Here is a 26,455-nt window from a genome sequence, read left to right as displayed (position 1 = left end):
TTTTTTATTGATTTAAACTACTAAACTTTTAATTTTCTTTACTGTTTCCACAGGATGCTCTAATGGAAACATATGACCACCCTCAAGCACAGAAAAAGGAATACCCAATTTCTTTTTCGCTACTTGTGGAAACTTTTCTTTCAAGAAAACACTCTCTTGCCCAACAACCAAATGCACGGGTACGGGTGGTTTTGGCATTGGTAACCACCACATAGATGGAGTAGTTCTAAACATAGCCACTTCATCCTCTTTAGGTATCGTTAAAGTCACCCCACCATTTTGATGATCATCCGTCAAAGCGTGTTCAATATAAGCTTGGAAACAATCAGGATCAAAATGTTGATAAAACCCTCTCGAACCTAATAACTCAGCGGCTTGTTCACGTGACTCCCAATGATCACGTCGACGTACTGACAAACCTGCTGGGGTAATTATATCTACCAATTTAGGTTTAAACATTTTAGCAAGATGAAAGACAAAGGATGCTTTACCGATAATAAGTGGTGGATCTAGCATGATCACTTGTGAAAATAATTCAGGGCGGCGATAAGCTGCCATCAGTGTCAAGACTGAACCCAATGAATGTCCCAAACCAATCACTTTACGCCCTTGTGCTTGCTGCACAATGCTATCAATAATCTGATCGACCAAGTGCGTCCATCCATGGGTAATTGGATAGCGTTTATCATTTCCAATTTCTGCCACGTAAATAATGTCGTATTGATCTTTTAATTGATCAAACAGCTTTTGATAAACTTTAGATGGGACACCATTGGCATGGGCAAAATGAATCAAAGGTTTCATAAGCTTGTCTTTTATTTTCACTGATTGGTCAATTATCCTGCTCTATATATGTATTGCAAATTAAAAGGATAACTGCCCAGTTATTTTTAGAATAAAAAAGGGTTGTGATCGACACAACCCTTTTTGAAATATTATTGTATTTTCGCGTTTTGCTGAGTCTCAAGTTGAGCAGCTAGCGAACTACTAATTCCTGCGCCAAGCTGTGCCCCCATACGTCCTAAAATAGACTCTAATGGATTGCGCTGTACTGTATAGTCCACTTTTTGCTCGATTTTTAAATCACGCATCAATGTTGTTAGACTGCCGTTACGATCCGCCACTCCTAAAGCAACCGCTTGCTCGCCTGTCCAGAACAGACCTGAGAAAATCGCTGGATCGTTTGACTTCAAACGTTTACCACGACCCTCCTTAACCGCATTAATAAAGTGAGTATGCACATTATCAAGCACTGACTGCACATGTTGTTTCTGTGCTGGATCAAGTGGTTTGGTCATACTTAAAATATCTTTATTGCTACCAGCTGTAAGTGTCCGGTCTTCAATCCCCAGTTTTTGTGCTAAGCCACTTAAACCATAGTTCGGCATGATCACACCGATTGAACCCACTAAGCTTGACGGATTGACGATAATTTCATCTGCCGCAGAAGCAATATAGTAAGCACCCGATGCGCCCATATCACCGATCACCGCATAAACTTTTTTATCTGGATGCTGTTTTTTCAGATAGCGAATTTCTTGCCAAATTTCATCAGACTGTACTGGTGAACCACCTGGTGAATTAATATTTAAAGCAACGGCCTTACTACCACTCGCTTCAAATGCACGCTTTAAGGCTTTATTGGTATCTTCACTATTCACTGTAGACTGACCTGCAGATGAATCGATGGTGCCCACAATATCGACCACAGCCAAGTGATTACTACTAACACTTGTGGTTGATTTATCAGATGAGGTGGTACAGCTCTTGGTCATTGCCAATAATACGATCAGCAAATATGCAAAGCCCAAACATTTGAAGAAAATACCCCAACGGCGGCTACGACGTTGTTCTTCAACAGAAGCAAGAACGGCTTTTTCTAAAATCTGCCATTCTTTGCCTGTCACATTATTACTATTTGTAGATTCGTTTTGTGGTTTTGGTGGCCAATCGGACATAAGATTCCAATCCAATATATTTTAAAGTGGCTTTATTATATACGTGGATTTGAGCAAAACTGTTTAAATAACTTGTCTTAACTTATAATTATTTTTTGCTTTATACTTCCCTTTGTAATTTTTCTAACTTTTAATACATGACTCAGCCCAAAACAACCAGTTCAAATTACCGTCTTATCAAGCTTATTAGTCGTCAACCAATTCAATTGGGACGGTTCTTTGCACGCTTGGTTGCCACTTTAGTCAATACATTTCCGCTTTCCAAGCTTTCAAAAATTATCAGCTTAAATATACAAATTGCTTTTCCAGAAATGGAACAACAACAAAGACAACAACTTACCAAACAAGCGATTCAGAACGAACTGACCTCTTATTTCGAGTTTTTGAGTATTTGGGGTTCAACAAATGAAAAAAATATTAAAAGTATCCATAGCATTCAGGGTGAACATTATTTCCATGAAGCTGTAGCAGAAAAGAAAGGTTTGGTTTTAGTCATCCCTCATTTTGGCACATGGGAAGTCATGAACTCATGGTTATCAAAATACACCCAAATGACGATCCTCTATAAACCTGTTAAAAATCCCGACGCCGACCAGTTTGTCCGTGATGCGCGTAGTCGCGAACAAGCTCAACTGGTTCCTACTGATGAAAGTGGGGTTCGACAGATATTCAAAGCCTTGAAACAAGGCGGAACTACGGCCATTTTACCAGATCACACCCCTGACCATGGCGGTGACATGATCAACTATTTTGGCATTCCTCTTGCCTCTAGCAGTCTCAGTACCAAACTGATTCAAAAAACCAAGGCGAAAGCCCTTTTAATCTACACAAAAAGAAATGATCAAGATGGCTTCGATATGTACATCGAGCCAATCAATCCTCAGATTTATGAAGGTACAGCAGAAGATGGGACTTTAATTATCCATCAGACACTCGAGCAGTTGATTCGACGCTATCCAGAACATTATCACTGGAGCTATAAACGTTTTCGGGCTAACCCCAATTTAAAGAAAATTTATGATATTGATGAAAAAGAAGCACTCGCAAAAGTTGCTGAAGTTCGTCTACAAACACAGCAAAAAGAGAATGCTTAGGCTATTCTCTTTTCAACCACTTCAATTGTTGTCTCTGTTGTTTTAACTCTACGGTGTCATGCTCAAAGACAAAACTCAGACTGCCTGTCTGTGCGGTATTCAGTAAAGGAATATTTAAGGCTTGAAGACGACTTTGTAGCTCTTGGCTTGGATGACCATAACGATTATTAAATCCTGATGAAGCAATCGCCAGTTTCGGTTTTAACGCAGCTAAAAAATCATATGCAGAGCTATTTTTACTGCCATGATGGCCAAGCACCAAAACATCCACTTTTAAATCAGGATATTGACGTAATAGCTTATATTCAGTTTCCCACCCTGCATCCCCCATAATCAAAAAGTTTTGATAAGGTTGGGCATTTGAGAACTGTAGGTAAACAACACAGGACTGTTCATTCTGCTGATGCTTTGCAAGTGCTAAACCGTCCAGATCAGGTGATAGAATTTCTATTTTTAGATTTGAATAAGACCAATTTTGCCCTTGCTGACACAATGAAAAATTATCTTTAAACGGTATAATGTCACTCCGCTCATTGGATTGAACTTGGGTAATATCAAACGCATTTTGAATCGAGGGAAACGCACCGCTATGATCTTGATCAAGGTGAGATAGAATGACGTGATCCAATGCTCGGATGCCCTGCTGCCTTAAGAAAGGGATAACCACGCGCTCACCTATACTAAATTTGGTTTCATCATAAGAGCCACCTGTATCGATCATTAAAGTCTGCTGTGGATGCTGCAAAAAGATCGCTTGCCCTTGCCCCACATCAACAATATTCAGGACAGTAGGCTGAGTTTTTAGGCCTAAAACTATGGGCAAAAAACAGATGCCCGCCCAAAGCTTTGGAATTGTCCCTTTTGGCATAAATAGAATAATCAACCCAACAATTAAACTCACCATCATCAAAGGCGTATAACTCACACCATACAGGCTTGGTGAAAGATGCTGGAGCATATTCAACAACCACATCAGTATCGATAACAACACATCATTCAACTGAAATAACAGCTTGCCAAATGTAGGAATCAGCAACCAAATACAAGCGGCAATGATATTCAAAGGAACAATCAAGCCACCGAGTAAGGGAATCGCAATCAGATTGCTGAATGGTGCTGACCAAGAAATTTGCTGAAAGAAAATAACAACCAAAGGTAATAAGGCAATAAAGATTTTCCATTGCGATTCAATAAAAATATTGATGGTCAAAACCATTTTTTGTGTCGGTGTCAGAATCAATTGTTGCGGCACTTGTTGAATGGTTTGATAGATACGCAGCAGAATAAAACATGCCCCATAAGACAGCCAAAATGCAGCGGAAAGAATACTAAATGGATCATAAAGCAGTAATAAACTGGCGCTGTAAACCAGTAACGCTAATGGCTGAATCGACTGGCGCAATAATAGAAAAAGACATGCAATGACGACGGTTAATAAGGTTCTTATCGCGGGGATTTCAAAACCGACAAAAATCACATACAGCAATACGCTGACCGCAAAGGGCACTAACAGCAAGATCTGTCGTGGTTGCCATAAATATAATTTTGGAGAATAACGTTGCAGCATACTTTTCAATAACCATGTCAGCAGCAACGCAAAAATGAGTACATGCGGTCCTGAAATCGCCAAAAGATGTGAAATTCCCAACTGTTGAAATTGTTGCTTTAAGCGATTTGATAAAAGGCTTTCATCCCCTGTAAGTAATGCGAGAAGTAAACCTTTATGTTGCAGACCCGAAGCCTGAAACATGTTACGAAATGACAGCCGCATGGTCTCAACTTTTAATAACAACACTGCTCGAATACTTTGTTGCTGGTTAAGATGCTGGTGATAACCTAGGTGGTAGATTTCTTCGCGACTCAATGGCTGAATCTGTTTTACCGAAAATGCCGACATAACATTTTGTTGTAAAAACCATTTCTCCTGGTCAAAAGCGCCTGCAACTGCATAACTATGGGCAGGTCTGATCATTCCATTAATACGATAATAATGACCCAACTCTAAAACCTGTTCTGGAATCGCTTGTTGTTTTGCCTTATTCAAATAAAGAAACCAAGCCACCGGCTGCTCATGTCGGTTCAGTACCTCGGCAATTTGTTTTTTTCCATCTTCGGTCAGCTGATCTATTTTTTTAATATAAACAATTACTTCAAATGGCTGAACTTCAACCTTTCTCAATTTGAGACGCTGCGCTAAAGCTGAGTCAGCATAATGATAACCCGCAGCAAACAGTGCCCAACTGGCACTGATTAAAATTAGCGCTTTATAAACAGGAAGAGACAAATGAGATCGTCTTTGAAAAAGGCTAAAGGCAAAAATTATAGTTGCTAAAACCAACCATACCCACCATGTGGCTGCGACAAAAGCGAGGTCCCGTCCCATAAAGGCAATCCCAGCAATCCAACCCAATAAAATAATTTTTAACATTTTACTAAATTAATTTTTTAATTATTCTAAAGACAAAATTAAAGCCCGTTTTCAGGGCTTTAACAAGAGCTTAATCAAAATATTTATTATTGATCAAGCCATAAACCATCTTGCATATGCAAAATAGAGTCCGCTGACTGCGCCAATTGCTCATCATGGGTCACAATTAACATTGCCATGTTGAGCTCTTTTTTCAAATCAGTCAGTAATTCAAAAATGCTGAGTGCTGTTTTTCGATCTAGATTACCCGTCGGTTCATCTGCTAAGACCACAGCAGGTCTGGTCACCAATGCGCGTGCCAATGCCACACGTTGACGCTCACCACCAGACAGTTCACCGGGTTTATGGTCCATACGATGAGATAAGCCAACACGATCCAACAGGTATTCCACCTGCTTTTTCACATCTTTGAAGTTGCTTTCACCACGTATCATTAATGGCATTGCCACATTTTCCAGTGCTGAAAATTCTGGCAGTAAATGGTGGAACTGATAAACGAAACCTAAATACTGGTTCCGCTTATAGCCACGTTCAGCTTCGCCTAAATTATCAAAGCGTTGCCCCTGTAAAAACACTTGCCCTTGTGAAGGTTGCTCTAAGCCACCCAATGCATGTAACAACGTACTTTTACCTGAACCGCTTGAACCAACAATGGAAACGAATTCACCTGCTTTCACTTGAAGTGATAAACCTTTAATCACTTCAACTTTGCTTCTACCATCATCAAAATGCTTATAGATGTCTTTTGCTTCTAAAACAATCTTACTCATAACGTAACGCCTCAGCAGGTTGAACTTTGGCTGCACGCAATGCAGGATAAACTGTCGCCAAGAAACTCAATAATAGAGATACCGTTACAATCACTACCACATCTTGCCATCTGAGATATGAAGGTAGGTAATGCACAAAGTACGCATCAAACAGATTCAAACCTAAGACGGTATTGAACCAAGAAATAATATCGCTAATGGTCAAGGCCAGAGTCACACCTAAAATCGTACCAGCAATGGTACCAATCACCCCAATCACCGTACCTTGCACCATGAAAATTTTGGTAATCATCGAAGGCGAAGCACCTAAGGTGCGCAAAATCGCAATATCAGACTTTTTGTCTGTAACCACCATGACCAGTGATGACACGATATTAAATGCTGCAACGACAATAATCAGTACCAGTAATAGACCGACGAGCGTTTTTTCCATTTGGATCGCATTGAACAAATTACCATGGGTATAAGTCCAGTTCGATGCATAGAAATTACCTGGCAACTGGCTGACAATATCATTGGCCACTTTTGGGGCAGCAAAAATATCATCCAGTTTCAAACGAACGCCTTGTGCGCCATCTGGTAACCGTAGCAAGGTAGACGCATCATTCAAGGCGATATACCCCACCATTGAATCCACTTCTGCACCTACACTGAAGATACCGACGATTTTAAAACGTTTAAAACGTGGTACGACACCTGCAGGAGATGGTGTTGCTTCAGGTAAAACCAAAGTCACGTTGTCATTTAAACCCAGACCCAGCGCATCCGTCATGTCCTTACCGAGAACAATACCGAACTCACCTTTCTTCAAGGCATTTAAATCACCTGAGACCATATGGTTTTGAATGATTGAAACCTTCTTTTCATATTCAGGTTCAATCCCTGTCACCATGATTCCTGCTACTTGACCTTGCGCAGTTAACATTCCCTGCAATTGGGTAAATGGCGCAACCCCAGTGACATGAGGATGATGCTCAACTTTTTTTACAAGCTCAGGCCAATCTGTTAGAATTTGAGTAGAAGAAACAGTGGCTTGTGGAACCATTCCCAGAACACGAGTTTTTAATTCGCGATCAAAACCATTCATGACAGATAATACTGTAATGAGGACAGCAACGCCGAGGGTTAAACCAATCATGGAAACCAAGGCAATAAAAGAAATAAAATGATTACTCCGCCGAGCACGAGTGTATCTCAACCCTATATACAGCGAAATTGGCTTAAACATACCATCTAGTCCGAGGTGATTTATTATGGAAAATTCACAACATCATCTTGTTGACGACAACACTGAACGTCGAGTGATGTCTCGTATTGATGCCGTGTTGAGAATCAACTATCAAATCATTCCAGATGATGTTGCGCTGAATGATCCTTATGACTCTCATTTCGTATTACCGCGCTATTTTCTACTACTTGCAGAATTAGATCAATTTGATCACGCGTTTCGCTACGAATTAGAACAATTAAATGAAAAAGATCAACAAATTGCTCGCATCTTATCCCTTTTTAACCAGAAATTGAATCTGATTACAGGGTCTTTTTACGACAATATCGTGCAATCATTGTTGCCAGTCCCTGAACAGGTGAACTTTTCGGAGAATGGATTAAGCTTCTTTAGCACTCAAGATATTAACGAAGGCACTTATATTCATATTACCTTGAGCCACCCTGAAAACTTCTTCCATATTGCAGCGACTGCTCAAGTGGCACATAGTAGTGCAGAGGAACAAGGTAAGTTCCGTATCGGCGCCTATTTCATCACCTTGAACCCGCAAGATCGTGCAAAGTTGGCAGCCAGCGTTCAACAAAGCCAGCAGCCTGAGACCACTTAAGTCTTATACTTTTAATCGACGATATGCACGTAAATCTCTAAAGAAATAGAGAAATAAACCAAAGAGAATAATGCTTGCCCCAACAAAGACCTGAACTGACAATTGCTCGTGGTTCAGGTATGCCCCAATCAAGATTGCCAACATTGGTGTCATCACTGTCGTTAATGACAATGTCGTGGCTTGAAGATTTTGAACCAGTTTAAAATAACAGAACATCGCAATCAGAGATGCCATAACAATGGTATAAGTGAGTGCTAATAGCGATTTAGCAGATGGCATATGAGTCGGCGCATATTGCCAAATCCACGGCAATAATAGACTCGCCAGTATCGTAGAAACAAGGATTGAACCTGTCGCTTGCGCCATTACGGGTAGATCTGCATTAATCTTTTTCACTAAAAAAATTGAGAGTGAGTAAGAAAAAACACTGATCAACATTAAAACAATACCTAGCGGCTGCACATGTTTCTGACCGCCACTGAGACAGATCATTGCTAATCCAATAATAGATGTCGCCATGCCCAGCCATTGTAAGCCTGCCAATTTTTGCTGGAAGCCAAATCGACCGATCAGACCTGCCATGATGGGCGCCAAACCAAACATCAATGCAATCAATCCAGAACTAAGATAAGCAGTTGCCGCATAGGTAAAGATTTGCGAACCGATCAAACTTAATGAACCTGCGGCATAACTGAATAATGCAATTTTATGTGTTGGGAATTTTACTTTTAACAGCAATAAAACTGTTACAGCCAAAGGCAAGGCAATAAAAAAACGAATCAGCAATGCCCACATAGGATGTAAATCAGAAACACTCCACACAATGGCTAAAGGCGTGGTTGCCCAAATGAATACCAATAATCCATAAGTGAACATTAAGTTAATACGTGATGGCATATTCAACTCAAGAAGCTGTTTTACGTTTCTGTTTTAAAATGGTCTGATCCAGTGAACTTGAAAACTCTCGCTTATCTCGCTCTGAGATCGGAGGAGGCCCACCTGTTTGCACACCTGCACCCCGTAAAGTATCCATAAAGTCACGCAAATGCAGACGCGCTTTCACATTTGCAGTGGTATAAATCTCGCCACGTGGATGAATCGCAATGCCACCCTTTTCAATCACTTGTGCTGCAAGCGGGATATCCTGTGTAATGACAATGTCATTTTCTTGCATTCGATCTACAATTTCTTGGTCGGCCTTATCTGCACCACTCATTACCTGAATTGATTTAATCCGCAGTGACGGCGTAATACCCACATTTTGATTGGCAACAAAAATAACTTCAAGTTGATAACGATCAGATGCGCGTAGAATGACTTCACGTAAAATTTTAGGCAAAGCATCAGCATCCACCCATAATTTAAATGGCAGCACGTTGGCAAAAGCTCATGAAAGTAAAAATATAGTGTAACAGATTACTGGAAAAGTAGAGTGAACATCATCCAACTATTCGCATAGACAGTTTCAGTTCAGCGCGCTTGGGGCAGCATATTGATATTTCGAACTAAAAACTAAATTAATTGTAGAGAATTACAGATTCAGACTTGAAATATGACAGTTACCCTCGATTTAATAGAGTAAGTTCAACCTTTTTAGCATTACGCTTTATGAAAAATCAAAACAGTCCAGAAATCATTAAAATTCAAGATCAAAATTTCGGTAATCATGTCGAGCATTGGAACTTATTGACAGATACTCCCGAAACGGATGTTCCCAAATGGTTAGGATTGGCTCTTGATGCTCCAGTAATGCCGATGGGTCTCTGCCAAGATGAACATGAAATGGATCAATCCTTTTGGCTGATTCAAGGTCCGAGTGGTGAAGCTGTTTCGATCAATCAAATTATTGCAGTTGAAGATCAAAAACCACGTGCATTAAAAACAGCATTTCCAAGTTTTGATAGCCCATATAAATATGATGCACAAATCGAGCGAATTATTACCTGTGATTCTTCAACTCAAGCAGTATTACGTCTGAACTTAAATAAAAATACCATTATTTATGCCTTCGATAATTTATTCAGTGTAAATAGCTGTCAATATGACAAAAATCAAACCTATCAAGTTCAATTTAATGCTTGGGCATATGAATTAGAGACGGTTTCAGCAGATGAGAAAATCATTGTTGATGACCCTGCTTCAATTAAACATCACCGCGCATTAAATGCGATTTTGTCCGAACATAATGGAATTGCTCCAGATAATTTACAAGAATTGATTAATGACTGGCAACCAAAAACGCCAGAAGATCAAGAACCTGTCACTGTCGACTTTTCTAAAATGGTGGCCTATTTATTTGGTGAAACATTAGGTCAAGAAGACGAAGCTTGGTTTCAAGGTAATATCGTAGGCAAAACTTCAATGCAGTTTATGCAGGAAGAATATACCCTTTATGATGTGACACTGGTATTAGAAGATGATTTACCTGCAATCCTGATTCGTATTGCAACCAAGAATGAATTGTATAAAAACTTTAACATTGGCCAATATATTCGCGGTAACCTATGGATTCAGGCGAATATTTATGCTAAAACTGCACATAAGTGACAAAAAATCACATAAATGGCATTTTAGGCGTTCTAATGAAAATTATACCAGAACAAACGACCACCAGTCTGATTCACTCGAGTGATCAAGGTCTTAAACTTGATGTTGGTGCTTTTTGCTTTTTTTTACTTGGTATGTTTTTAGCAGCACTCATGTTTCATCAAATTGGCTTTTTTTAAATTTTTGACCACTACCTTATTCACAGATAAAAGCCCTCAATGCTGAGGGCTTTTATTTTAGCTATGCTTTATTGCTTAACCATGACGTTTTGCAAACTCATCCATAAAGTCGACTAGTGCTTGAACACCTGCTAATGGGACTGCATTGTAAATACTTGCACGCATACCACCTACAGAACGGTGGCCCGCTAAATTTAACAAATGATTTTGCTCTGCTTCTTTTAAGAAGGTCTTTTCAAGTGCTTCATCTGCAAGTGTAAAAGGTACATTCATCATTGAACGGTTTGGAACAGCAATTGGGTTGTTATAAAAGTCGCTTGAATCAATATAACCATAAAGAAGTTTCGCCTTCTCTTGGTTCATTTTGTAGATTGCATCTACCCCACCCTGCTCAAGCAACCACTCAAACACCAAACCAGACAAATACCAAGCATAGGTTGCAGGTGTATTCACCATTGAACCATTATTGGCTTGATCGGCATATTTTAAGATGCTCGGAATCTCAGGTTTTGCTTGATCTAGTAAATCATCACGAATAATGACAATAGTTAAGCCTGCTGGACCAATATTCTTTTGCGCACCCGCATAAATCAAACCAAACTTGCTGACATCTAAAGGTGCAGACAAAATACTAGATGAGTAATCGCAGACCAATGGAGCGTTTACCTCTGGAATCCCAGCAAATTGTAAGCCACCAATCGTTTCATTATCTGCATAATGCACATAGGCAGCATCAGTTGAAAGATTCCAGCTGCTTTGTTCAGTAATCGCATGTTTACCATCAATTAAAGTACCCGCTTCAACAATATTAATATCGCCATAGCGTTTTGCTTCTTTTAGAGCTTTCTCAGACCAAATACCCGTATGGATATAATCTGCCTTGTTATTTTTGCCCAGCAAGTTAAGTGGAATCGCTGAGAATTGCAAGGATGCACCACCTTGTAAAAACAAGACTTTATAGTTCTCAGGAATATTCATGAGCTTACGTAAATCAGCTTCAGCCTTTTCTGCCACAGCAACATAATCATTGCTGCGATGACTCATTTCCATGATCGACAGACCCTTACCCTGCCAATCCAACAATTCTTGTTGAGCTTTTTCTAAAACAGCCGTAGGTAATGCAGCAGGACCAGCGCAGAAATTATAAGCACGCATGAGTTTTCCCTTGTTTAAGTGGAACAAATTGGAATGGGAATTTAACCATAGATTGGCGAAGCTTGCAGCAGCTTATCCAGTAAATATTTCAATTTTATTGAGAAAATAGGACTAATTTTTCAATCATGTTTTTGTCATTACATTTATTTTTAAGTTGAATTATCAGTTCATATATATTCGTTCAAAAAACAATAATTTCGCCCGTTTTAATTAGATTAAAAACTCTACTTTTTACAAATTCACTACACCAAACCAAGCGATATAACTATTTAATTAAAAACATATTATTTTAATTTTATAAAAAGAATTTAGACTAACTCAGGATATTATTAAATTGCGACTCACCCTAATGTTGAAACGACATGATCGACCGATTTTTAAGGTCAAACGGTTTCCTAAACAGTTAAGCTTAAGTATGAGCTTGATTAGCTGTGCTTTATTTTCAACTTCTTTATTTGCCCAAAGCTATAGTTATATCGAAGCTGAACAATATGTTGTAGAAAATGCTTATGGAACACAAGCACAGCAAGCGCTACAACAAGCCTCGCAACTTGAAATGGAAGCCGTCAAACATCTAGGTTTACCACGTATCGACTTAAATGCGCGTGCCTACTCATTTCATAGCGAAACCAGTGTGCCTTTAGAATCAAGTAAACGTCGGCTTGAAAACTCCCTCACGCGAGGTTTTGATGACAAATTGTCACAATGGGGAAATGTGCTACCTCCAGAAGTGATTGATCAAGTTAGCCAAGGTTTTGATCAGACTGTACAAGAAGGCTTAAATCAAGTCCCCAACAATCTAGATGTCACGGTAAAAGACCATGATGTTCGAACTTCAATTTCAATGGTTATGCCACTTTATACCGGCGGTAAGATTAACAGTGCCAAACAGATTGCTACGATTCAGGCGCAACGCTCAAACATTAGTGAAAAACAGCAACAAGATTCACAACGTTTTGAAATGATTCAATCGTATTTTAATGTGCAATTACAACAGCAGTTACTCAATGCCAGCCTGTTTAATTTAAATGCGATGCAAGAACACTATAACAATGCACTTAAATTAGAAAAACAAGGCTTTATTAACAAAGGCCAACGTATGCAATTTGAGGTGGCACGCAATAATGCAGAACGCACCTATCAAAATGCTCAATCCAATTTGCAAGCCAGTCAGTTTAGCCTGCAAAATTTATTAAAAACACGAGAAAGTTTAAATCTCACTACTCCACTGTTTGTGAATAATGCCCAAAATCATTCTTTGGATAAACTTCTGGCAAACTATGATCAAAACTCCAGTTTGATTAAAAAGCTGCAAATGGATACCCAACTGGCCAATGAAAATGTCAAAGTTCAACAATCCGCCAAGAAACCCAGCGTTTTTGCATTTGGGGAATATGGATTGGACAACAAAGAGAATTGGATTGTCGGTGTGATGGCCAAATACAATTTATTCTCGGGCATTGATAACAACAAAAACATACGTGCTGCCGAACTTAAAAAGTATGCAGCAGAACTCATGACTGAACGCACTAAGCAAGAAGTTGAAAATGTCCTGTACAAATCCTATAGCGAATTAAATTCATCGCAAACCAGCCATCAACTACTGACTCAGAATATCAAAGCCGCACAAGAAAATTTACGTATCCAACAACTTTCATTTAAAGAAGGTATGGGCACAGCCACACAAGTGATTGATGCACAAAATGCTCTCAGCGCGTTAAGAAGTGAAATGGCCATTAATTCATATAAATACATTTTATCTTTAGCGACTTTATTGCAAAGCTATGGCTCGATTGATGAGTTCAAGCTTTATGTTAATCAACCACGTACTGACTATATCCGTTAATTGGAGAATTTTATGAGCCAAGACCAATCATCATCCAATTCAGAACGCGATAAAGATCAAGTGGTTAACACAGCTGAATCACCAATTTCTGAATCGCCTAAAGAGCAAATGACTTCGACACAAAAACTTGATGAACCAAAATCTGAGACAAGTACCTCAAATACACAGCAGCCCCCTCCACCCAATGAGCCACCTAAAAAAGGAAAGGCAAAAATCATCGGTTTAATTATTCTGATCTTACTGTTAGGTCTGATTGCCTTTGGCTTATGGAAAGCTTATCAACCTCAAGCCATTGAATTACAAGGTCGGGTTGAATCAGAAACGGTACATATCAGTACGAAAGTACCAAGCAGAATTGAAGAGTTTTATGTATCTGAAGGTCAACCCATCAAGAAAGGTCAAGCACTGGTTCGTTTTGTCAGTCCTGAATTAGAGGCGAAAAAAGAACAGGCACAAGCTGCCCTACAAAGTGCGACTGCCTTCCATTCCACTGTGTATCGTGGTGCTCAACAAGAAAATATTGACACCTTATATGCCAACTGGCAAGCAATGAAAACCCAAGCAGAATTGGCAGCAACCACTTATAAACGTGGCGAAACGCTTTATCAACAAGGCGTAATTTCGCGTCAACGTCGTGACGAAATGCTTGCTGCTCAAACTTCTGCACGAGAAACAGCAGAAGCTTCCTATCAACAGTATGCACGTGCCAAACGTGGCAGTACCGAACAACAAAAATCGACGGCTGATGCACAAGTCGCGATGGCACAAGCGGCGGTGAAAGAAGCCAACGCCCTGACCGAAGAAACCAAACTGTATTCGCCTACAGATGGGACTGTATCTAAAACCTATGGCAAACCAACTGAGCTAGTCGCAACCGGTGTGCCTGTCGTAAGCATCATTGAAGACCATGATTTATGGGTCAGCTTAAATGTCCGCGAAGACATGTACAGCTCTGTTTATAAAATGAAAACAATTGAAGGTTTTATTCCCGCACTGAATCGTAAAGAAACCTTCAAAGTCAAAAATATTGATGCCGAAGGTGACTTCGCAACGATTAAAACCACGCGCCAAACAGGTGGCTATGATATTCGCAGCTTTAAATTTCATTTAGTCCCTGAGCAATCAATCCCAGATTTGAAAGTCGGGATGAGCGTACTGTTTAAAATTGAAGAGGCAAAATAAGCGATGTTTGCAGTTATGCTGCGGGAGTTGCGCTACTTAAAACGCCATAAAGTTGATCTTTTTATGGCGGTGATTGCCCCTTTGTTGGTGATTTTGCTATTTGGCAGTATGTTTTCCGCGGGTAAAGCGGAACATTTGCCCATCGTCGTGATTGACCAAGATCAAAGTGAGATGAGTCGTAAAGTGATTCATGCGCTTAGCATCAATCATACCTTAAAAGTAAAAACCATTACTGCCAGCCAAGATGAAGCAGAACGCTTGATTAATAAAACGGATGCTTGGGGTTTTGTGATGATCCCCGAGGGTGCAGAACAACGCTTAGTCAAAGCTCAAGATGCGCAGATCAGCATTGCCTACAACCAGTCTTTTTTTAGTATAGGCAATACCATTTCTTCGGCTATGTTGATTAGCACTTTGAATGGGATAGCTGATTATATGGGGCAAAGCTATTTAGCCAATACCATCCCCTATTTGGATATGCCGACACCGCACATCAAAATCTCCACCTTATATAACCCAAGTATGAGTTATGAACTGTTTCTGGAACCCTTCATGGTGCCAGCAGTTTTACACTTATTGTTATGTTGCTGTGTGGCTTTTGCCATAGGCCAGGAGTTTAAACGAAAGACTGTCGGTGAATGGGTCAGTTCTAAGCAGGTGATTTCCAGCTTACTCGGCAAAATTCTACTCTATGTCTTTATTTTCTGTGCATGGACTTGGTGTTGGATGTTCTGGCTCGCCCATATTCGCGGTTATTTTATTGCAGGTTCGCTGACGTTGATTTTGTTCGCGCAATTTCTATTGTTTTTTTCCTATGCAGTGATCAGCAGTACCGTTGTTCTTGCCACACAAAACTTACCGAAGACTTTCGGTTTTATTGCACTGTATGGTGGATCATCACCAAGTTTTTCAGGGATTACCCTTCCCTTAAATAATGCGCCTGCATTTACTCAATTTTGGTCCATGCTAATCCCTTACACCCCTTATGCCAAACTACAAACTGAACAGTGGATTATTGGTAGTGACCTCTATGTTTCCATTATTCCTTTTGGCATTTTAGTCATTTTTTCCTGCTTATTCTTTGTACTAAGCGTGCGTCTGTTAAAGAAAAATACTCAGGAGCTTTGTTCATGAAGTCATTTTTCGCTTATTACTTACAGACCTTTAAAAACATATTTGCCAATAATTCGGTTTTTACTACACTGATTGCAGCGACATTGGTCTATAGCTTCTTCTATCCAACAGCCTACAAAGCACAAACGGCTGAAGATATTCCGATTGTCATTGTGGATGAAGAACAAAGCATTTTGACCTCTAAAATCATTAGCCAAGCGTCTAATAGTCCTCACATCAAAATTACCACTGTGACGGATAACTTCTTGGAAGCACAGCGTATGGTGCAGAACCAACAAGCTGAAGGCATTCTCTTACTTCCTGAAAATCTCACCAATAGTTTAAAACGTGGAGAGATGGGTGGAATTGGTCTGTACTTAAGTACAGCTTATTTCATTCGTACCAAAGAAGTGGGTGTAGGTTTAGCAGGTTCTATTGAATATACGCTAAAAGAGCATTTAGAAAAGTTTGGCAATGCATCATCTTTCGAACCCGAACTTTCGATCCACCAAATTCCATTGTTTAATACCATGTCAGGTTACGGTAGTTATATCTTTCCTGCTGTCGCCAGTTTAATCGTTCATCAAACCATTCTGTTGGGACTCGCGATGCTAATTGCCAGCTACAGAGAAAAAGGATGGGTGGCAAAACCAGTCGAGTTTTGGGCAATCTTTGCTGCAATTTTTACTACAGGTTGTTTAAGCTGCTTATATTTATTTGGTTTTACCTTTTGGTTATATGAATATCCCCATGGAGGAAACTTCTGGGGCATGTTAATTGCCGTGCCGATCTATGTCAGTTGTTTGATTGGCTTAGGGATGTTGGTCGGTTCTCTGGTCGATATGCCAGAACGAGTGGGTCATTTGATTGTGGTCACTTCAGTGCCTCTTTTTTTGCTGACAGGCACCGCATGGCCACATGAAGCCATGCCGCATTGGATGCAATACTTCGCTTGGATTTTCCCGTCAACCCATGGTGTACAGATGTTTGTACAACTCAATCAGATGGGTGTACCCACCTCAATCGTGGTGCCAAAATTGATTTATCTTGCGACTGTCGCTGCAATATTATTGGCGATCTCTTATTCTCGTCTGGTTAAAAAATAGTATTTTTCTCTTTAAGTTGAGATTAAGGATCTGTTGGCATATTGCTTCAATCGTAGGGATTAAAAGGTAAGGCTAAATTTGACTTACCTTTTAATCCATCTAAATTGAGGCTTGGATATGGCTAAAGTATGCTATTGCGCTGATGACTTCGCAATGAATTCTGAGATTTCAGATGCGATTCTATTGCTGATTAAAACAGGTGCTTTACATGCAACTTCTTGCATGACACAAGCAGAGCAATGGCCTATTGCAGCAAAACAGCTCAAACCAATCTCCAACAATGTTGATATCGGATTACACCTAAATTTCACCCATAGGTTTAGCTCAGCGACCCCAACATTCTCATTGCCGATATTAATGTTCAAAGCATGGAGCCGACAGCTAGACAGCAAACTCATTCAACAAAGTATCGAGCAACAGTGGAATGCATTTGTTGAGGCAATGGGAAAACAACCAGATTTTATCGATGGTCATCAGCACATACACCAATTTCCGATTATTCGGGATGTCTTAATTTCCTTCCTCAAACAACAAAATTTTCAAGGCTGGATTAGAAATCTACAACATCCAATCACAGCCCCTCACTATTTAATCAAAACTCGCTTACTGTCAGCACTTGGTGCATCCACACTAGCCACAATATGCCAGCAACAGAAAATTCGACAAAATCGATATTTCGCAGGGATCTATAACTTCGAATCAAACAACTACCCCCATTTAAACCAACAATGGTTGCAGCAGGCTCAGGATAATTTACTGATCATGTGCCACCCTGCCACACAAGCAATTGATCAACATGACCCAATTTCGGCTGCACGCGTTCAAGAATTCCATTATTTGAATTCAGCCCAATTTCACTCTGACTGTCAGCGCTATCACATTACACTTAGCCCAATGGATACATTATTATGATAAACAGTCCATTTCTATCTTGCGTTGTTCCTGCCTACAACGAAGCAGAAAACCTTAAAAAATTTATCCCAGCTTTGGCACAGCAATTAGAACAACAAAATTTACGCTACGAGATTATTATTATTGATGATGGTAGTCAGGACGATAGTATAGCCATTTTACAGCATATGCTTGAGGACTACCCGCTACGAATAGTTACTTTCTCACGTAATTTTGGCAAAGAAGCGGCATTAAGTGCAGGTCTGGACTACGTTACAGGTGATGCTGCATTGCTTATTGATGCCGATTTTCAGCATCCACTTGATGCAATTCCAACGATGCTTCAACTCTGGAAAGATGGCTATGACATGATTTACGGAATTCGGGATCGACGTACAGAATCATGGCTCAAAAAAATCTTTACCCAAGGCTATTATCATGTATTGAATTTAAGTTCTTCGGTCGACATTCCTGAAAATGCAGGTGATTTTCGCCTATTAGATGCAAAAGTCGTTGAAGCAGTAAGAAAACTTCCTGAAAAGAACCGTTATATGAAAGGGCTGTATGCCTGGGTTGGTTTCAAGAGTATCGGGATCCATTTTAATGAGCAACAACGCCAATATGGACAATCCAGCTTCAACTTTAAGGCATTGTTGCAATTGGCCATGTCAGGCTTGACGGGCTTTTCCGATTTACCGCTACGCTTATGTATCTATCTTGGTGCATCACTTGCGCTCTTTGCAATGAGTTATGGTGTCTGGATCATTATTGAAACAATGATTGAAGGTATCCGTGTCCCCGGTTGGGCCACCTTGGCTGCTGGAATGACACTTTTAGGTGGCATCCAACTGCTCTGTATTGGGATTTTAGGTGAATATATCGGCCGTATTTATGCGGAAGTTAAAAACCGCCCCCAATACATTGTTTCTGCTGAGTATTCACATAGCCACACTAAACCGTTCGTACGTGATAAGCAAAATAATGTAGTTTCTCTCTAATGCAAACTCATGTCCTACAATTCCTTCGTTTTGGTATTGTTGGCTTGATTGCAGCACTTTCACACTACCTCCTTGTGATATTGCTGATTCAGCCTCAATACCAAGTTTCACTAAAATATGCAAACCTCCTCGCCTTTCTCGCGGCTTTCTGGGTCAGCTACTTTGGTCACCGTATTTTTACCTTTAAAGCAATACATCTTAAGCATAGGGAAACGCTAAAGAAGTTTATCGCCGTAGCTGGACTGGGATTCATTTTGAATGAATCTGTTTTATTAATCAGCCACCATTACCTTGATACGCCTATTTCCATACTGATTATTTTTAGTATTGGCATTACTTCAATTTTTACTTTTTTGCTCAACCGTTATTTTGCATTTCAATAATAGGAATTCGATATATGCAACAATGGCTACGATCATCTAAATTTTTACTTATCTTTTTACCTGTTTGGTTATTGATTACCTCATGGATTCGTCCACTTTCTGTGCCTGATGAAGGACGATATGGAGATATTAGTCGCGCGATGCTTGAATCAGGTGACTGGCTGATTCCACGTATTAATGGCTTACCTTTTATGCACAAGCCACCTTTGCTGCATTGGCTCTCTACAGCTTTTATGGAAGTATTTGGCCTTCACACTTGGGTGCTGCGACTGGTTCCTACCTTAGCTGGCAGTATGATGCTGGTCAGTCTTTTTGTTTTTTTAAAAAAGTACGTTTCAGAACAAATCGCGCAGCTGACCATTATTATCTTAGCAACCAGCTTGTTGTTCTATGGCAGTAGTGAATATATCAACCATGATCTATTAGTTGCTTCTTGGATGACGGTTTGTATCCTGAGTTTTGTTGACTTTACCCTTTCAGGCAAAAAAACCATTCTCTTTCTCGGCTATTTTGCAGCGGCAGCAGGCTTTCTCAGCAAAGGTCTAATAGGCGTCTTGATCCCCGGACTCGTACTATTGCCTTGGCTTCTTTACACACAACAATGGCGAAAAATCCCAGCATTACTTAACCCATTTGCAATTTTATTCTTTCTTGTTCTCACTGTGCCATGGATCTATTTAGTTCAATTAAAATACCCACAGTTCCTACACTATTTTTTCATTGATCAACAATTTAGTCGCTTTAGTTCTAACGGATTTAATAACAAACAACCTTGGTTCTTTTACTATCTTATTCTCTTTATCAGCTTTTTACCTTGGTTTCTTATCAGCCACTTTCTCTTTGCTAAACGTATTTTTAAAGAATCGTTAACCCCATCTTTGCTCATTCTACTTTGCTGGTGGTTTATATCCGTAAGTATTTTCTTTTCTATTCCACCTTCAAAATTAGCAGGCTACATCCTCCCTGCTGTACCACCTTTAGCCATTTTACTTGCCGTCAACGTACGTCCTATTTTAGATCACCTTGCTAAGAGCAAACTCCAAATCTCGGGTCCTGCCACCTTTATCTTTATCTTAGGACTTGGGATTAGTTTAACACCACATTTCATGAAGAATAACCATGATTTTTATACAAGTCACACTATTCAAATCTATATCATTGGCGCGATTCTTTGCATTGTTCCTTTCGGCTTAATGCTGTTATTTAGACTGAAGAAAATAGACTATTTAACCGCAATTTTCTTAAGTCTGATTCTATTTTGTACGTCTATTTCAGTAGCAGTACGCGTTCTCGACACCAAGAATAATGCTGACCAAGTCGACTTTGCAAAATCGATGAATCCCAAGTCGGATGTGGTCTTTTATTACAATTACTTCTACGACCTTCCTTTTTTATTAGATTTAAAAAAACCAGTCTATATTGTCAATGATTGGGATAGTGTGAAAACTGATAACTCATCTTTAGAGCTTAAAGATGGCTTGCTATTTGAACCTGAGCGTAAACAATATTTATGGAATAAACAGCAACTCCAAAATACTTTAGAACAAAAACAGCCAATAGTTGTTATTAGTAATCCTGGCGGCTATAAAACAAATAATCAAAACGTTAAAGTTCTACATTACCGCAACTACGATGTATTTCTAATTAACCAAAATTTTTAAATAAAAAAGGAAGCTAATGAGCTTCCTTTTTTATAATCAGAATATTTACGCTTCTGGCGTATCATCTTTAGGTTCTACGGCGACTTCTTCAGAAGTTGCAGCCTCAACAACCTCGGTATTTTCTACTTCTTCTGTAGCATCTAACTCTTCGTCATCTTCTACAGCTTCAATCGAAACAACACCGACTAGAGTTTCAGCATCGCTTAAACGGATCAAACGAACACCTTGTGCATTACGACCCGTGGTTGCAACTTCAGCTGCACGCGTACGTACCAATGTACCACCATCCGAAATCAACATCAGTTCTTTGCTTTCATCAATAGATACAGCACCGACAAGCTCACCATTACGTTCACTGGTCTTGATTGCAATCACACCCTTACCACCACGTTTTTTGGTCGGGAAGTCATCTACAGGTGTACGTTTACCATAACCATTGGCACAAGCACACAGTACTTCACCTGTTACTGGTACAACCACCAGTGAAACAATGCGGCTAAGCACATTTGAATCTGACGAATCATCATTGTCATCTGTATCGTCATTTTCAACGTCCGCATCTTCAGCTTCAATGGTATTACTTGCAAAACTTACACGCATACCACGTACACCTTTCGCGGTACGTCCCATTGCACGAACATCAGTTTCAGCAAAACGAATTGCTTTACCTTCGTTCGAGAACAGCATGATTTGCTGTTGGCCATCGGTAATTGCAACACCGATAAGCGTATCTTCTTCATTCAGTTCAATTGCACGTAGACCATTTGAACGAACGTTGCTAAATTGACTCAATTCAACACGTTTTACTGTGCCTGAAGCTGTTGCCATAAAGACATAATGGTTTTCAGGGAATTCTGTCAACGGTAAGATTGCAGTCACGGTTTCATTTGCATCTAATGGAAGCAAATTAATAATTGGACGACCTTTCGCACCACGAGATGCCTGAGGTACTTCAAATACTCTTAAGCGATACACTTTACCGACATTGGTAAAGCATAAAACCGTCGCATGGTTGGATGCCACAATTAAATGTTGGATGATGTCATCATCTTTCATTGAAGTTGCTGACTTACCACGACCACCACGGCGCTGCGCTTGATAATCAGAAAGTGGTTGAGTTTTCGCATATCCCGTTTGAGAAACAGTCAATACAACCTGCTCTTCAGGAATCAAATCTTCACGGCAGAAATCAACACCAGACTCGACAATTTCTGTACGACGTCCATCACCATATTGCTGCAAGATTAAAGCAAGCTCTTCACGGATCACATTCATCAATAAATTAAAATCATTGAGAATTGCTGTTAATTCAGCAATTTGACCTAAAATTTCACTGTATTCTGCGTGTAGCTTGTCTTGTTCCAAACCAGTTAAACGGTGCAAACGTAATTCTAAAATTGCTGCAACTTGCGTAGGTGACAAGCGATAGATATCACCAACTAGTCCAAACGGGCGTGCTGGATCTTCACCTTCAATCTCATCTGGACGAACAGAAATCGCACCCGCTTTTTCAAGCAATGCAACCACACCACCGCCGGCCCATTCACCTGCTTGTAAACGCTCGCGGGCTTCAGATGGATTTGCAGAGGTTTTAATGGTTTCAATAATGGCATCGATATTTGCCAAAGCAACCGTTAAACCTTCTAAGATATGTCCACGCTCACGTGCTTTACGCAATTCGAACATGGTACGGCGAGTCACAACTTCTTGGCGGTGACGAATAAATGCCGCAATAATATCTTTCAGGTTCATCAACTTCGGCTGGCCATTATCCAGACAAACCATGTTGATGCTGAACGAGTTTTGAAGCTGGGTATGCAAGAACAGGTTGTTCACCGCCACTTCTGCATTTTCGCCACGTTTCAAGTCGATTGCGATACGCATACCGTCTTTATCAGACTCGTCACGAAGCTCTGAAATACCTTCCAGTTTCTTTTCTTTCACTAATTCAGCAATACGCTCAATCGTTCTTGCTTTATTAACTTGATAAGGAATTTCAGTAAATACGATCGTAGTACGACCTGTTTTTTGATCTTCTTCGAAGTGATATTTACCACGAATATGCAAACGACCTTTACCTGTACGATAGGCATCAACAATGCCTGACTTACCGTAAATAATACCGCCTGTAGGGAAATCTGGACCCGTGATATGCTCCATCAAACCTTCGATAGAAATATTCGGGTTATTGGCATAGGCCAAACATGCATTCACGACTTCAGTCATGTTATGCGGCGCCATGTTGGTCGCCATACCTACCGCAATACCTGTCGTACCATTAATCAGAAGATTTGGAATACGTGTTGGCATTACTTGAGGAATACGTTCAGAACCGTCGTAGTTATCTTCCCAATCAACAGTATCTTTTTCTAAGTCTGCCAAAATTTCATGGGTTAGCTTTTGCATACGAACTTCGGTATAACGCATTGCTGCTGCGCTATCACCATCGACTGAACCGAAGTTACCCTGACCATCAACTAACATATAACGTAAGCTGAAGTTCTGCGCCATACGAACGATTGTTTCGTATACTGCACTGTCACCATGAGGGTGATATTTACCGATCACATCCCCGACAACACGAGCAGACTTTTTGTACGCTTTGTTATAATCATTGCCCAATTCGTGCATCGCAAATAAGACGCGACGATGAACAGGTTTTAGACCGTCTCTCACATCTGGCAATGCACGAGATACAATTACGCTCATCGCGTAATCTAAATATGAATGCTTGAGTTCGTCCTCAATGGCAATCGGTCTGATTTCCGATACGCTCATGCATACTCCTTGTTTACAGATAGAGAGTTCTACCTGTTTTTATGTCTTCAATCTTGCAAAAATTTAGCTCAAGAGCTTGAACTAAAAATAAAAAATACAGCGAAAAATTATAGCATAAAGGTCAAACCAACTGTGAGTTTAAACTTTGAAAAATAGCATTTTTTTACAATAAAAATTATATATAAATTAACAACTTAAAATTATCAAATGCAAGACTGACAGATAAAAATTGATTCTTACCCATTTTGGGCAAAAGATCATCAAATGATGAGATAAAAAGAATGAATTTAATGTACTAATTTTAATTAAGCTCAACCTCAAAAAATGAGCTGAGCCAGATGAAATGACTCAAAAATAAGAGCCTGACTTAGCTTCAATTGCAAGCGTTTATGGCTCCGCCACTTCAACTTCATCTCGTTTCAAATAACTCATCTACAATCTCCTGATTCATTACATCCGCTAATAGCCACTTATAAATGACATGGTGAGGCTCGATACTCTCAGCAAAGGTAAGGACAGGATTGCAATTAAGAAATACAGAACAAGATTCCCTTCCGCCCTCTTCTTCCTAATTAGAATCTAACATTCAGTTGTCTGGACGATATTGTGTAGGAATCCACTGGTAACCCTTGCTATTTTTTACGATATGACCAATTCCAGGGAAAGCAACATGCGCAGCTCCAATCCACCATTGATTTTGAGAAGCTCGCTTGAAAATACTTTTACGAACTGCAATTGCACGCCGAGAATGGGTATCAGGTTTATAACTTGCTTCAGGGTAGGGAAATTGCACAGCAGCATAATGCACCACATCGCCCAAGCCCAAGAACTTTTGTCCATTCAGTCCATCGACCAAATAAGATGAATGACCTTCGGTATGACCATGGGTGCTAATCAATTCAACATTTGGGACCTTAAACGAATCTTTGGTGAACGCAATCAACTGCCCTGTCTGTTGATAAGGCTTTAATGCATCACGGGTCATTTTAAATAAAGGTTTAAAGAAATCAGTGGCTTTTGCTTCATTCTTGGCTGATGTCCAGTAGTCCACATCCGCTTTGGCCAAGTAGACTTTGGCATTTGGATAAACCATTTTCCCATTCAGCGTAATTCCACATAAATGATCAGGATGCGCGTGGGTAATTAAAATAGTATCAATTTGCTCAGATTGTACCCCTGCCTTTTTCAAATTTTCAGGGACATGGCCCAAGCTTGGGCCAAAACATTTTGCCGTGCCCGCATCAATTAAAATATTTTGCGTCGGCGTTTGTACCAGATAGGCAGAAAAATCAGTCACAACCTGATTGTGTTCATTAACAGGTACAAAATTCTCTGCGAATAGCTGATTGGCTTTCTCTGTCGAAATACCCAACAAATCACTGCGCGGTAGCCCCAGTTCACCATCAAATAAAGCCGTGACTTTCAAGTTCCCAACGGGCTGTAAAAAATACCCATCAACCTGTTGTACCTTTGTTCTGGATTCTGCATATGCCGTACCAGCGCTAAACAATAGTGCGACCAGAATAGGTTTTAATAATTTCACACTCATCACCTTAATATTTGATTGATTTAAATCTAACCATTTTTAGTGATGAAAATCGCTCAATCATCTACGTGAATCGCTCAATTTAGATTATTACAGAGATAAAACAGCAGGATCCACTTCATAACGCTGCATAAACCGTTCACGAAACGTTGCAGTAGATTGATAACCAGATTTTGCTGCAATCGTTTTCATCGGTAGCTTATTTGAGTACAACAACTCCAATGCATAAGCTAGCCGCGCCTGAGTAATGATTTCTCGCAAGGAAGTCTGCTCATGACTCAGTTTACGACGTAGTGTGGCACTACTTAAACCTAAACGCATTTCAATTTCATTGGATTGCCATTGATGCTGCGGGTCATCGATAACCCACTGGTATATTTGTTTTGATAATTTTGGTGGAGGGAGAATCAATACATCTGCACAATGCTGTTGACATAATTGTACCAGTATTGCGGCAATAGATAAGCGCGCTTTTACGAAGTCCTGCTCAAATAGCGCTGTTTGCCACGCCAAAAGATGGATGGCAAAGTCATGAATTGAAAATCGTAAGATTGCTGCTGTTTTATCGGTAATTGGCTTGGCCCAAATCATTTGTGCTGCATGAATCACTTCTTCACACATTGGCACCAGAATCGTCAAATACTCCCCTGTGTTTGGATCTGGGATATTGACCGTATCCGCAATGGTATCTGGTTTGATGATAAAAAGATCACCCACATTGAGATCAATCTGATGGTGATCAACATTCAATTGCTGTTGCCCATGCAGAATAATCCCCATGTGCAGCTGATTCACTTGAATATTTGACAGGCCATGCTGGTTCTTCGCTCGAATGCACAAATAATCTCGCGCCATATCTGCGCGTGCTAATTTAATCAGTAAACCATGCAAATGATCAGCTTCAATGGAAGCAGAAGAATCAATATTCATAATCATGAAAAATAAAAAAGCCCTTGTGCAATGTATAGCACAAGGGCTTTTTTAG

Annotated in this window: 23 protein-coding genes; 12 read left to right on the top strand and 11 right to left on the bottom strand. The window is 40.0% G+C overall.

Annotated features, from left to right (window positions below):
• Nucleotides 1-12: 12 nt before the first annotated feature.
• Nucleotides 13-804, bottom strand: a complete 792-nt coding sequence (locus F909_RS07730) for an alpha/beta fold hydrolase (protein ID WP_005151769.1) — start codon at nucleotides 802-804, stop codon at nucleotides 13-15.
• A gap of 131 nt (nucleotides 805-935) precedes the next feature.
• Nucleotides 936-1,958 carry a signal peptide peptidase SppA gene (gene sppA / locus F909_RS07735; protein WP_005151767.1) on the bottom strand — a complete coding sequence of 341 codons (1,023 nt, stop codon included), beginning with the start codon at nucleotides 1,956-1,958 and terminating at the stop codon, nucleotides 936-938.
• Between the two features lie 137 nt (nucleotides 1,959-2,095).
• Between sppA and F909_RS07740 the strand changes: the two genes are divergently transcribed.
• Complete coding sequence (locus tag F909_RS07740) at nucleotides 2,096-3,052, top strand: lysophospholipid acyltransferase family protein (RefSeq protein ID WP_005151765.1); 957 nt, start codon at nucleotides 2,096-2,098, stop codon at nucleotides 3,050-3,052.
• Between the two features lies 1 nt (nucleotide 3,053).
• On the opposite strand, the gene F909_RS07745 is transcribed toward F909_RS07740, so the two are convergent.
• From F909_RS07745 to F909_RS07755, 3 genes are all read right to left on the bottom strand, one after another.
• Entirely contained in the window at nucleotides 3,054-5,480 is a 2,427-nt protein-coding gene (locus tag F909_RS07745; RefSeq protein WP_005151763.1) for a DNA internalization-related competence protein ComEC/Rec2, read from the bottom strand.
• An 86-nt stretch (nucleotides 5,481-5,566) separates the two neighbouring features.
• Entirely contained in the window at nucleotides 5,567-6,250 is a 684-nt protein-coding gene (gene lolD / locus F909_RS07750) for a lipoprotein-releasing ABC transporter ATP-binding protein LolD (RefSeq protein ID WP_005151761.1), read from the bottom strand.
• A complete protein-coding gene (locus F909_RS07755; RefSeq protein ID WP_005151760.1) occupies nucleotides 6,243-7,478 on the bottom strand; it encodes a lipoprotein-releasing ABC transporter permease subunit in 1,236 nt (411 codons plus the stop codon). Before F909_RS07755 ends, lolD begins: the two co-directional genes overlap by 8 nt.
• A 25-nt stretch (nucleotides 7,479-7,503) precedes the next feature.
• Here F909_RS07755 and F909_RS07760 point away from each other — a divergent pair, with 25 nt between their 5' ends.
• Nucleotides 7,504-8,085: a PilZ domain-containing protein gene (locus F909_RS07760; protein WP_005151758.1), complete on the top strand. Its 582-nt coding sequence runs from the start codon at nucleotides 7,504-7,506 to the stop codon at nucleotides 8,083-8,085.
• A gap of 3 nt (nucleotides 8,086-8,088) precedes the next feature.
• On the opposite strand, the gene F909_RS07765 is transcribed toward F909_RS07760, so the two are convergent.
• Both F909_RS07765 and F909_RS07770 read right to left on the bottom strand, forming a co-directional pair.
• Nucleotides 8,089-8,982, bottom strand: a complete 894-nt coding sequence (locus F909_RS07765) for a DMT family transporter (RefSeq protein WP_005151754.1) — start codon at nucleotides 8,980-8,982, stop codon at nucleotides 8,089-8,091.
• Nucleotides 8,983-8,989: 7 nt separating this feature from the next.
• Nucleotides 8,990-9,460, bottom strand: a complete 471-nt coding sequence (locus F909_RS07770) for a YaiI/YqxD family protein (RefSeq protein WP_005151751.1) — start codon at nucleotides 9,458-9,460, stop codon at nucleotides 8,990-8,992.
• 233 nt (nucleotides 9,461-9,693) lie between these two features.
• Between F909_RS07770 and F909_RS07775 the strand changes: the two genes are divergently transcribed.
• Entirely contained in the window at nucleotides 9,694-10,632 is a 939-nt protein-coding gene (locus tag F909_RS07775) for a hypothetical protein (RefSeq protein WP_005151749.1), read from the top strand.
• A gap of 35 nt (nucleotides 10,633-10,667) precedes the next feature.
• Nucleotides 10,668-10,811 (top strand): hypothetical protein, encoded by a 144-nt coding sequence (locus F909_RS21275; protein ID WP_005151747.1) that lies wholly within the window; start codon nucleotides 10,668-10,670, stop codon nucleotides 10,809-10,811.
• Nucleotides 10,812-10,886: 75 nt separating this feature from the next.
• Here F909_RS21275 and serC read toward each other — a convergent pair whose 3' ends face one another.
• Nucleotides 10,887-11,966, bottom strand: a complete 1,080-nt coding sequence (gene serC / locus F909_RS07780; RefSeq protein ID WP_005151746.1) for a 3-phosphoserine/phosphohydroxythreonine transaminase — start codon at nucleotides 11,964-11,966, stop codon at nucleotides 10,887-10,889.
• Nucleotides 11,967-12,315: 349 nt separating this feature from the next.
• Here serC and F909_RS07785 point away from each other — a divergent pair, with 349 nt between their 5' ends.
• The 8 genes from F909_RS07785 (at nucleotide 12,316) to F909_RS07820 (ending at nucleotide 21,146) form a co-directional block, all read left to right on the top strand.
• A complete protein-coding gene (locus F909_RS07785) occupies nucleotides 12,316-13,812 on the top strand; it encodes a TolC family protein (RefSeq protein ID WP_005151745.1) in 1,497 nt (498 codons plus the stop codon).
• Nucleotides 13,813-13,824: 12 nt separating this feature from the next.
• The gene (locus tag F909_RS07790; protein WP_005151743.1) at nucleotides 13,825-14,994 is read left to right on the top strand and encodes an HlyD family secretion protein; all 1,170 of its coding nucleotides are present in this window, start codon (nucleotides 13,825-13,827) and stop codon (nucleotides 14,992-14,994) included.
• 3 nt (nucleotides 14,995-14,997) lie between these two features.
• Nucleotides 14,998-16,128 (top strand): ABC transporter permease, encoded by a 1,131-nt coding sequence (locus tag F909_RS07795; RefSeq protein ID WP_005151740.1) that lies wholly within the window; start codon nucleotides 14,998-15,000, stop codon nucleotides 16,126-16,128.
• Nucleotides 16,125-17,213: an ABC transporter permease gene (locus F909_RS07800; RefSeq protein ID WP_005151737.1), complete on the top strand. Its 1,089-nt coding sequence runs from the start codon at nucleotides 16,125-16,127 to the stop codon at nucleotides 17,211-17,213. Before F909_RS07795 ends, F909_RS07800 begins: the two co-directional genes overlap by 4 nt.
• Nucleotides 17,214-17,330: 117 nt before the next feature.
• Nucleotides 17,331-18,125, top strand: a complete 795-nt coding sequence (locus tag F909_RS07805; protein WP_005151735.1) for a ChbG/HpnK family deacetylase — start codon at nucleotides 17,331-17,333, stop codon at nucleotides 18,123-18,125.
• Nucleotides 18,122-19,102 (top strand): glycosyltransferase family 2 protein, encoded by a 981-nt coding sequence (locus F909_RS07810; protein ID WP_005151733.1) that lies wholly within the window; start codon nucleotides 18,122-18,124, stop codon nucleotides 19,100-19,102. Before F909_RS07805 ends, F909_RS07810 begins: the two co-directional genes overlap by 4 nt.
• On the top strand, nucleotides 19,102-19,485 hold the full coding sequence (locus F909_RS07815) for a GtrA family protein (protein ID WP_005151732.1): 384 nt from the start codon (nucleotides 19,102-19,104) through the stop codon (nucleotides 19,483-19,485). The genes F909_RS07810 and F909_RS07815 overlap by 1 nt, the downstream gene beginning before the upstream one ends.
• A 14-nt stretch (nucleotides 19,486-19,499) precedes the next feature.
• Entirely contained in the window at nucleotides 19,500-21,146 is a 1,647-nt protein-coding gene (locus tag F909_RS07820) for an ArnT family glycosyltransferase (RefSeq protein WP_005151731.1), read from the top strand.
• Between the two features lie 45 nt (nucleotides 21,147-21,191).
• Here F909_RS07820 and gyrA read toward each other — a convergent pair whose 3' ends face one another.
• From gyrA to F909_RS07835, 3 genes are all read right to left on the bottom strand, one after another.
• Nucleotides 21,192-23,924: a DNA gyrase subunit A gene (gene gyrA / locus F909_RS07825; protein WP_005151728.1), complete on the bottom strand. Its 2,733-nt coding sequence runs from the start codon at nucleotides 23,922-23,924 to the stop codon at nucleotides 21,192-21,194.
• A gap of 586 nt (nucleotides 23,925-24,510) precedes the next feature.
• On the bottom strand, nucleotides 24,511-25,473 hold the full coding sequence (locus F909_RS07830; protein WP_005151726.1) for an MBL fold metallo-hydrolase: 963 nt from the start codon (nucleotides 25,471-25,473) through the stop codon (nucleotides 24,511-24,513).
• Between the two features lie 87 nt (nucleotides 25,474-25,560).
• Nucleotides 25,561-26,400: a helix-turn-helix domain-containing protein gene (locus F909_RS07835; protein WP_032878173.1), complete on the bottom strand. Its 840-nt coding sequence runs from the start codon at nucleotides 26,398-26,400 to the stop codon at nucleotides 25,561-25,563.
• Between the last annotated feature and the right edge of the window lie 55 nt (nucleotides 26,401-26,455).

The organism is Acinetobacter sp. ANC 3929, assembly GCF_000369405.1.
Classification (GTDB): domain Bacteria; phylum Pseudomonadota; class Gammaproteobacteria; order Pseudomonadales; family Moraxellaceae; genus Acinetobacter.
This window is presented reverse-complemented; position numbering and strand designations above follow the sequence as displayed.

Excerpts from the sequence above, each read along its gene's own strand:
- F909_RS07730 (WP_005151769.1), bottom strand. The coding sequence starts at position 804 with ATGAAACCTTTGATTCATTTTGCCCATGCCAATGGTGTCCCATCTAAA.
- sppA (WP_005151767.1), bottom strand. The coding sequence starts at position 1,958 with ATGTCCGATTGGCCACCAAAACCACAAAACGAATCTACAAATAGTAAT.
- F909_RS07740 (WP_005151765.1), top strand. The coding sequence starts at position 2,096 with ATGACTCAGCCCAAAACAACCAGTTCAAATTACCGTCTTATCAAGCTT.
- F909_RS07745 (WP_005151763.1), bottom strand. The coding sequence starts at position 5,480 with ATGTTAAAAATTATTTTATTGGGTTGGATTGCTGGGATTGCCTTTATG.
- lolD (WP_005151761.1), bottom strand. The coding sequence starts at position 6,250 with ATGAGTAAGATTGTTTTAGAAGCAAAAGACATCTATAAGCATTTTGAT.
- F909_RS07755 (WP_005151760.1), bottom strand. The coding sequence starts at position 7,478 with ATGTTTAAGCCAATTTCGCTGTATATAGGGTTGAGATACACTCGTGCT.
- F909_RS07760 (WP_005151758.1), top strand. The coding sequence starts at position 7,504 with ATGGAAAATTCACAACATCATCTTGTTGACGACAACACTGAACGTCGA.
- F909_RS07765 (WP_005151754.1), bottom strand. The coding sequence starts at position 8,982 with ATGCCATCACGTATTAACTTAATGTTCACTTATGGATTATTGGTATTC.
- F909_RS07775 (WP_005151749.1), top strand. The coding sequence starts at position 9,694 with ATGAAAAATCAAAACAGTCCAGAAATCATTAAAATTCAAGATCAAAAT.
- F909_RS21275 (WP_005151747.1), top strand. The coding sequence starts at position 10,668 with ATGAAAATTATACCAGAACAAACGACCACCAGTCTGATTCACTCGAGT.
- serC (WP_005151746.1), bottom strand. The coding sequence starts at position 11,966 with ATGCGTGCTTATAATTTCTGCGCTGGTCCTGCTGCATTACCTACGGCT.
- F909_RS07785 (WP_005151745.1), top strand. The coding sequence starts at position 12,316 with ATGTTGAAACGACATGATCGACCGATTTTTAAGGTCAAACGGTTTCCT.
- F909_RS07790 (WP_005151743.1), top strand. The coding sequence starts at position 13,825 with ATGAGCCAAGACCAATCATCATCCAATTCAGAACGCGATAAAGATCAA.
- F909_RS07795 (WP_005151740.1), top strand. The coding sequence starts at position 14,998 with ATGTTTGCAGTTATGCTGCGGGAGTTGCGCTACTTAAAACGCCATAAA.
- F909_RS07800 (WP_005151737.1), top strand. The coding sequence starts at position 16,125 with ATGAAGTCATTTTTCGCTTATTACTTACAGACCTTTAAAAACATATTT.
- F909_RS07805 (WP_005151735.1), top strand. The coding sequence starts at position 17,331 with ATGGCTAAAGTATGCTATTGCGCTGATGACTTCGCAATGAATTCTGAG.
- F909_RS07810 (WP_005151733.1), top strand. The coding sequence starts at position 18,122 with ATGATAAACAGTCCATTTCTATCTTGCGTTGTTCCTGCCTACAACGAA.
- F909_RS07815 (WP_005151732.1), top strand. The coding sequence starts at position 19,102 with ATGCAAACTCATGTCCTACAATTCCTTCGTTTTGGTATTGTTGGCTTG.
- F909_RS07820 (WP_005151731.1), top strand. The coding sequence starts at position 19,500 with ATGCAACAATGGCTACGATCATCTAAATTTTTACTTATCTTTTTACCT.
- gyrA (WP_005151728.1), bottom strand. The coding sequence starts at position 23,924 with ATGAGCGTATCGGAAATCAGACCGATTGCCATTGAGGACGAACTCAAG.
- F909_RS07830 (WP_005151726.1), bottom strand. The coding sequence starts at position 25,473 with ATGAGTGTGAAATTATTAAAACCTATTCTGGTCGCACTATTGTTTAGC.
- F909_RS07835 (WP_032878173.1), bottom strand. The coding sequence starts at position 26,400 with ATGAATATTGATTCTTCTGCTTCCATTGAAGCTGATCATTTGCATGGT.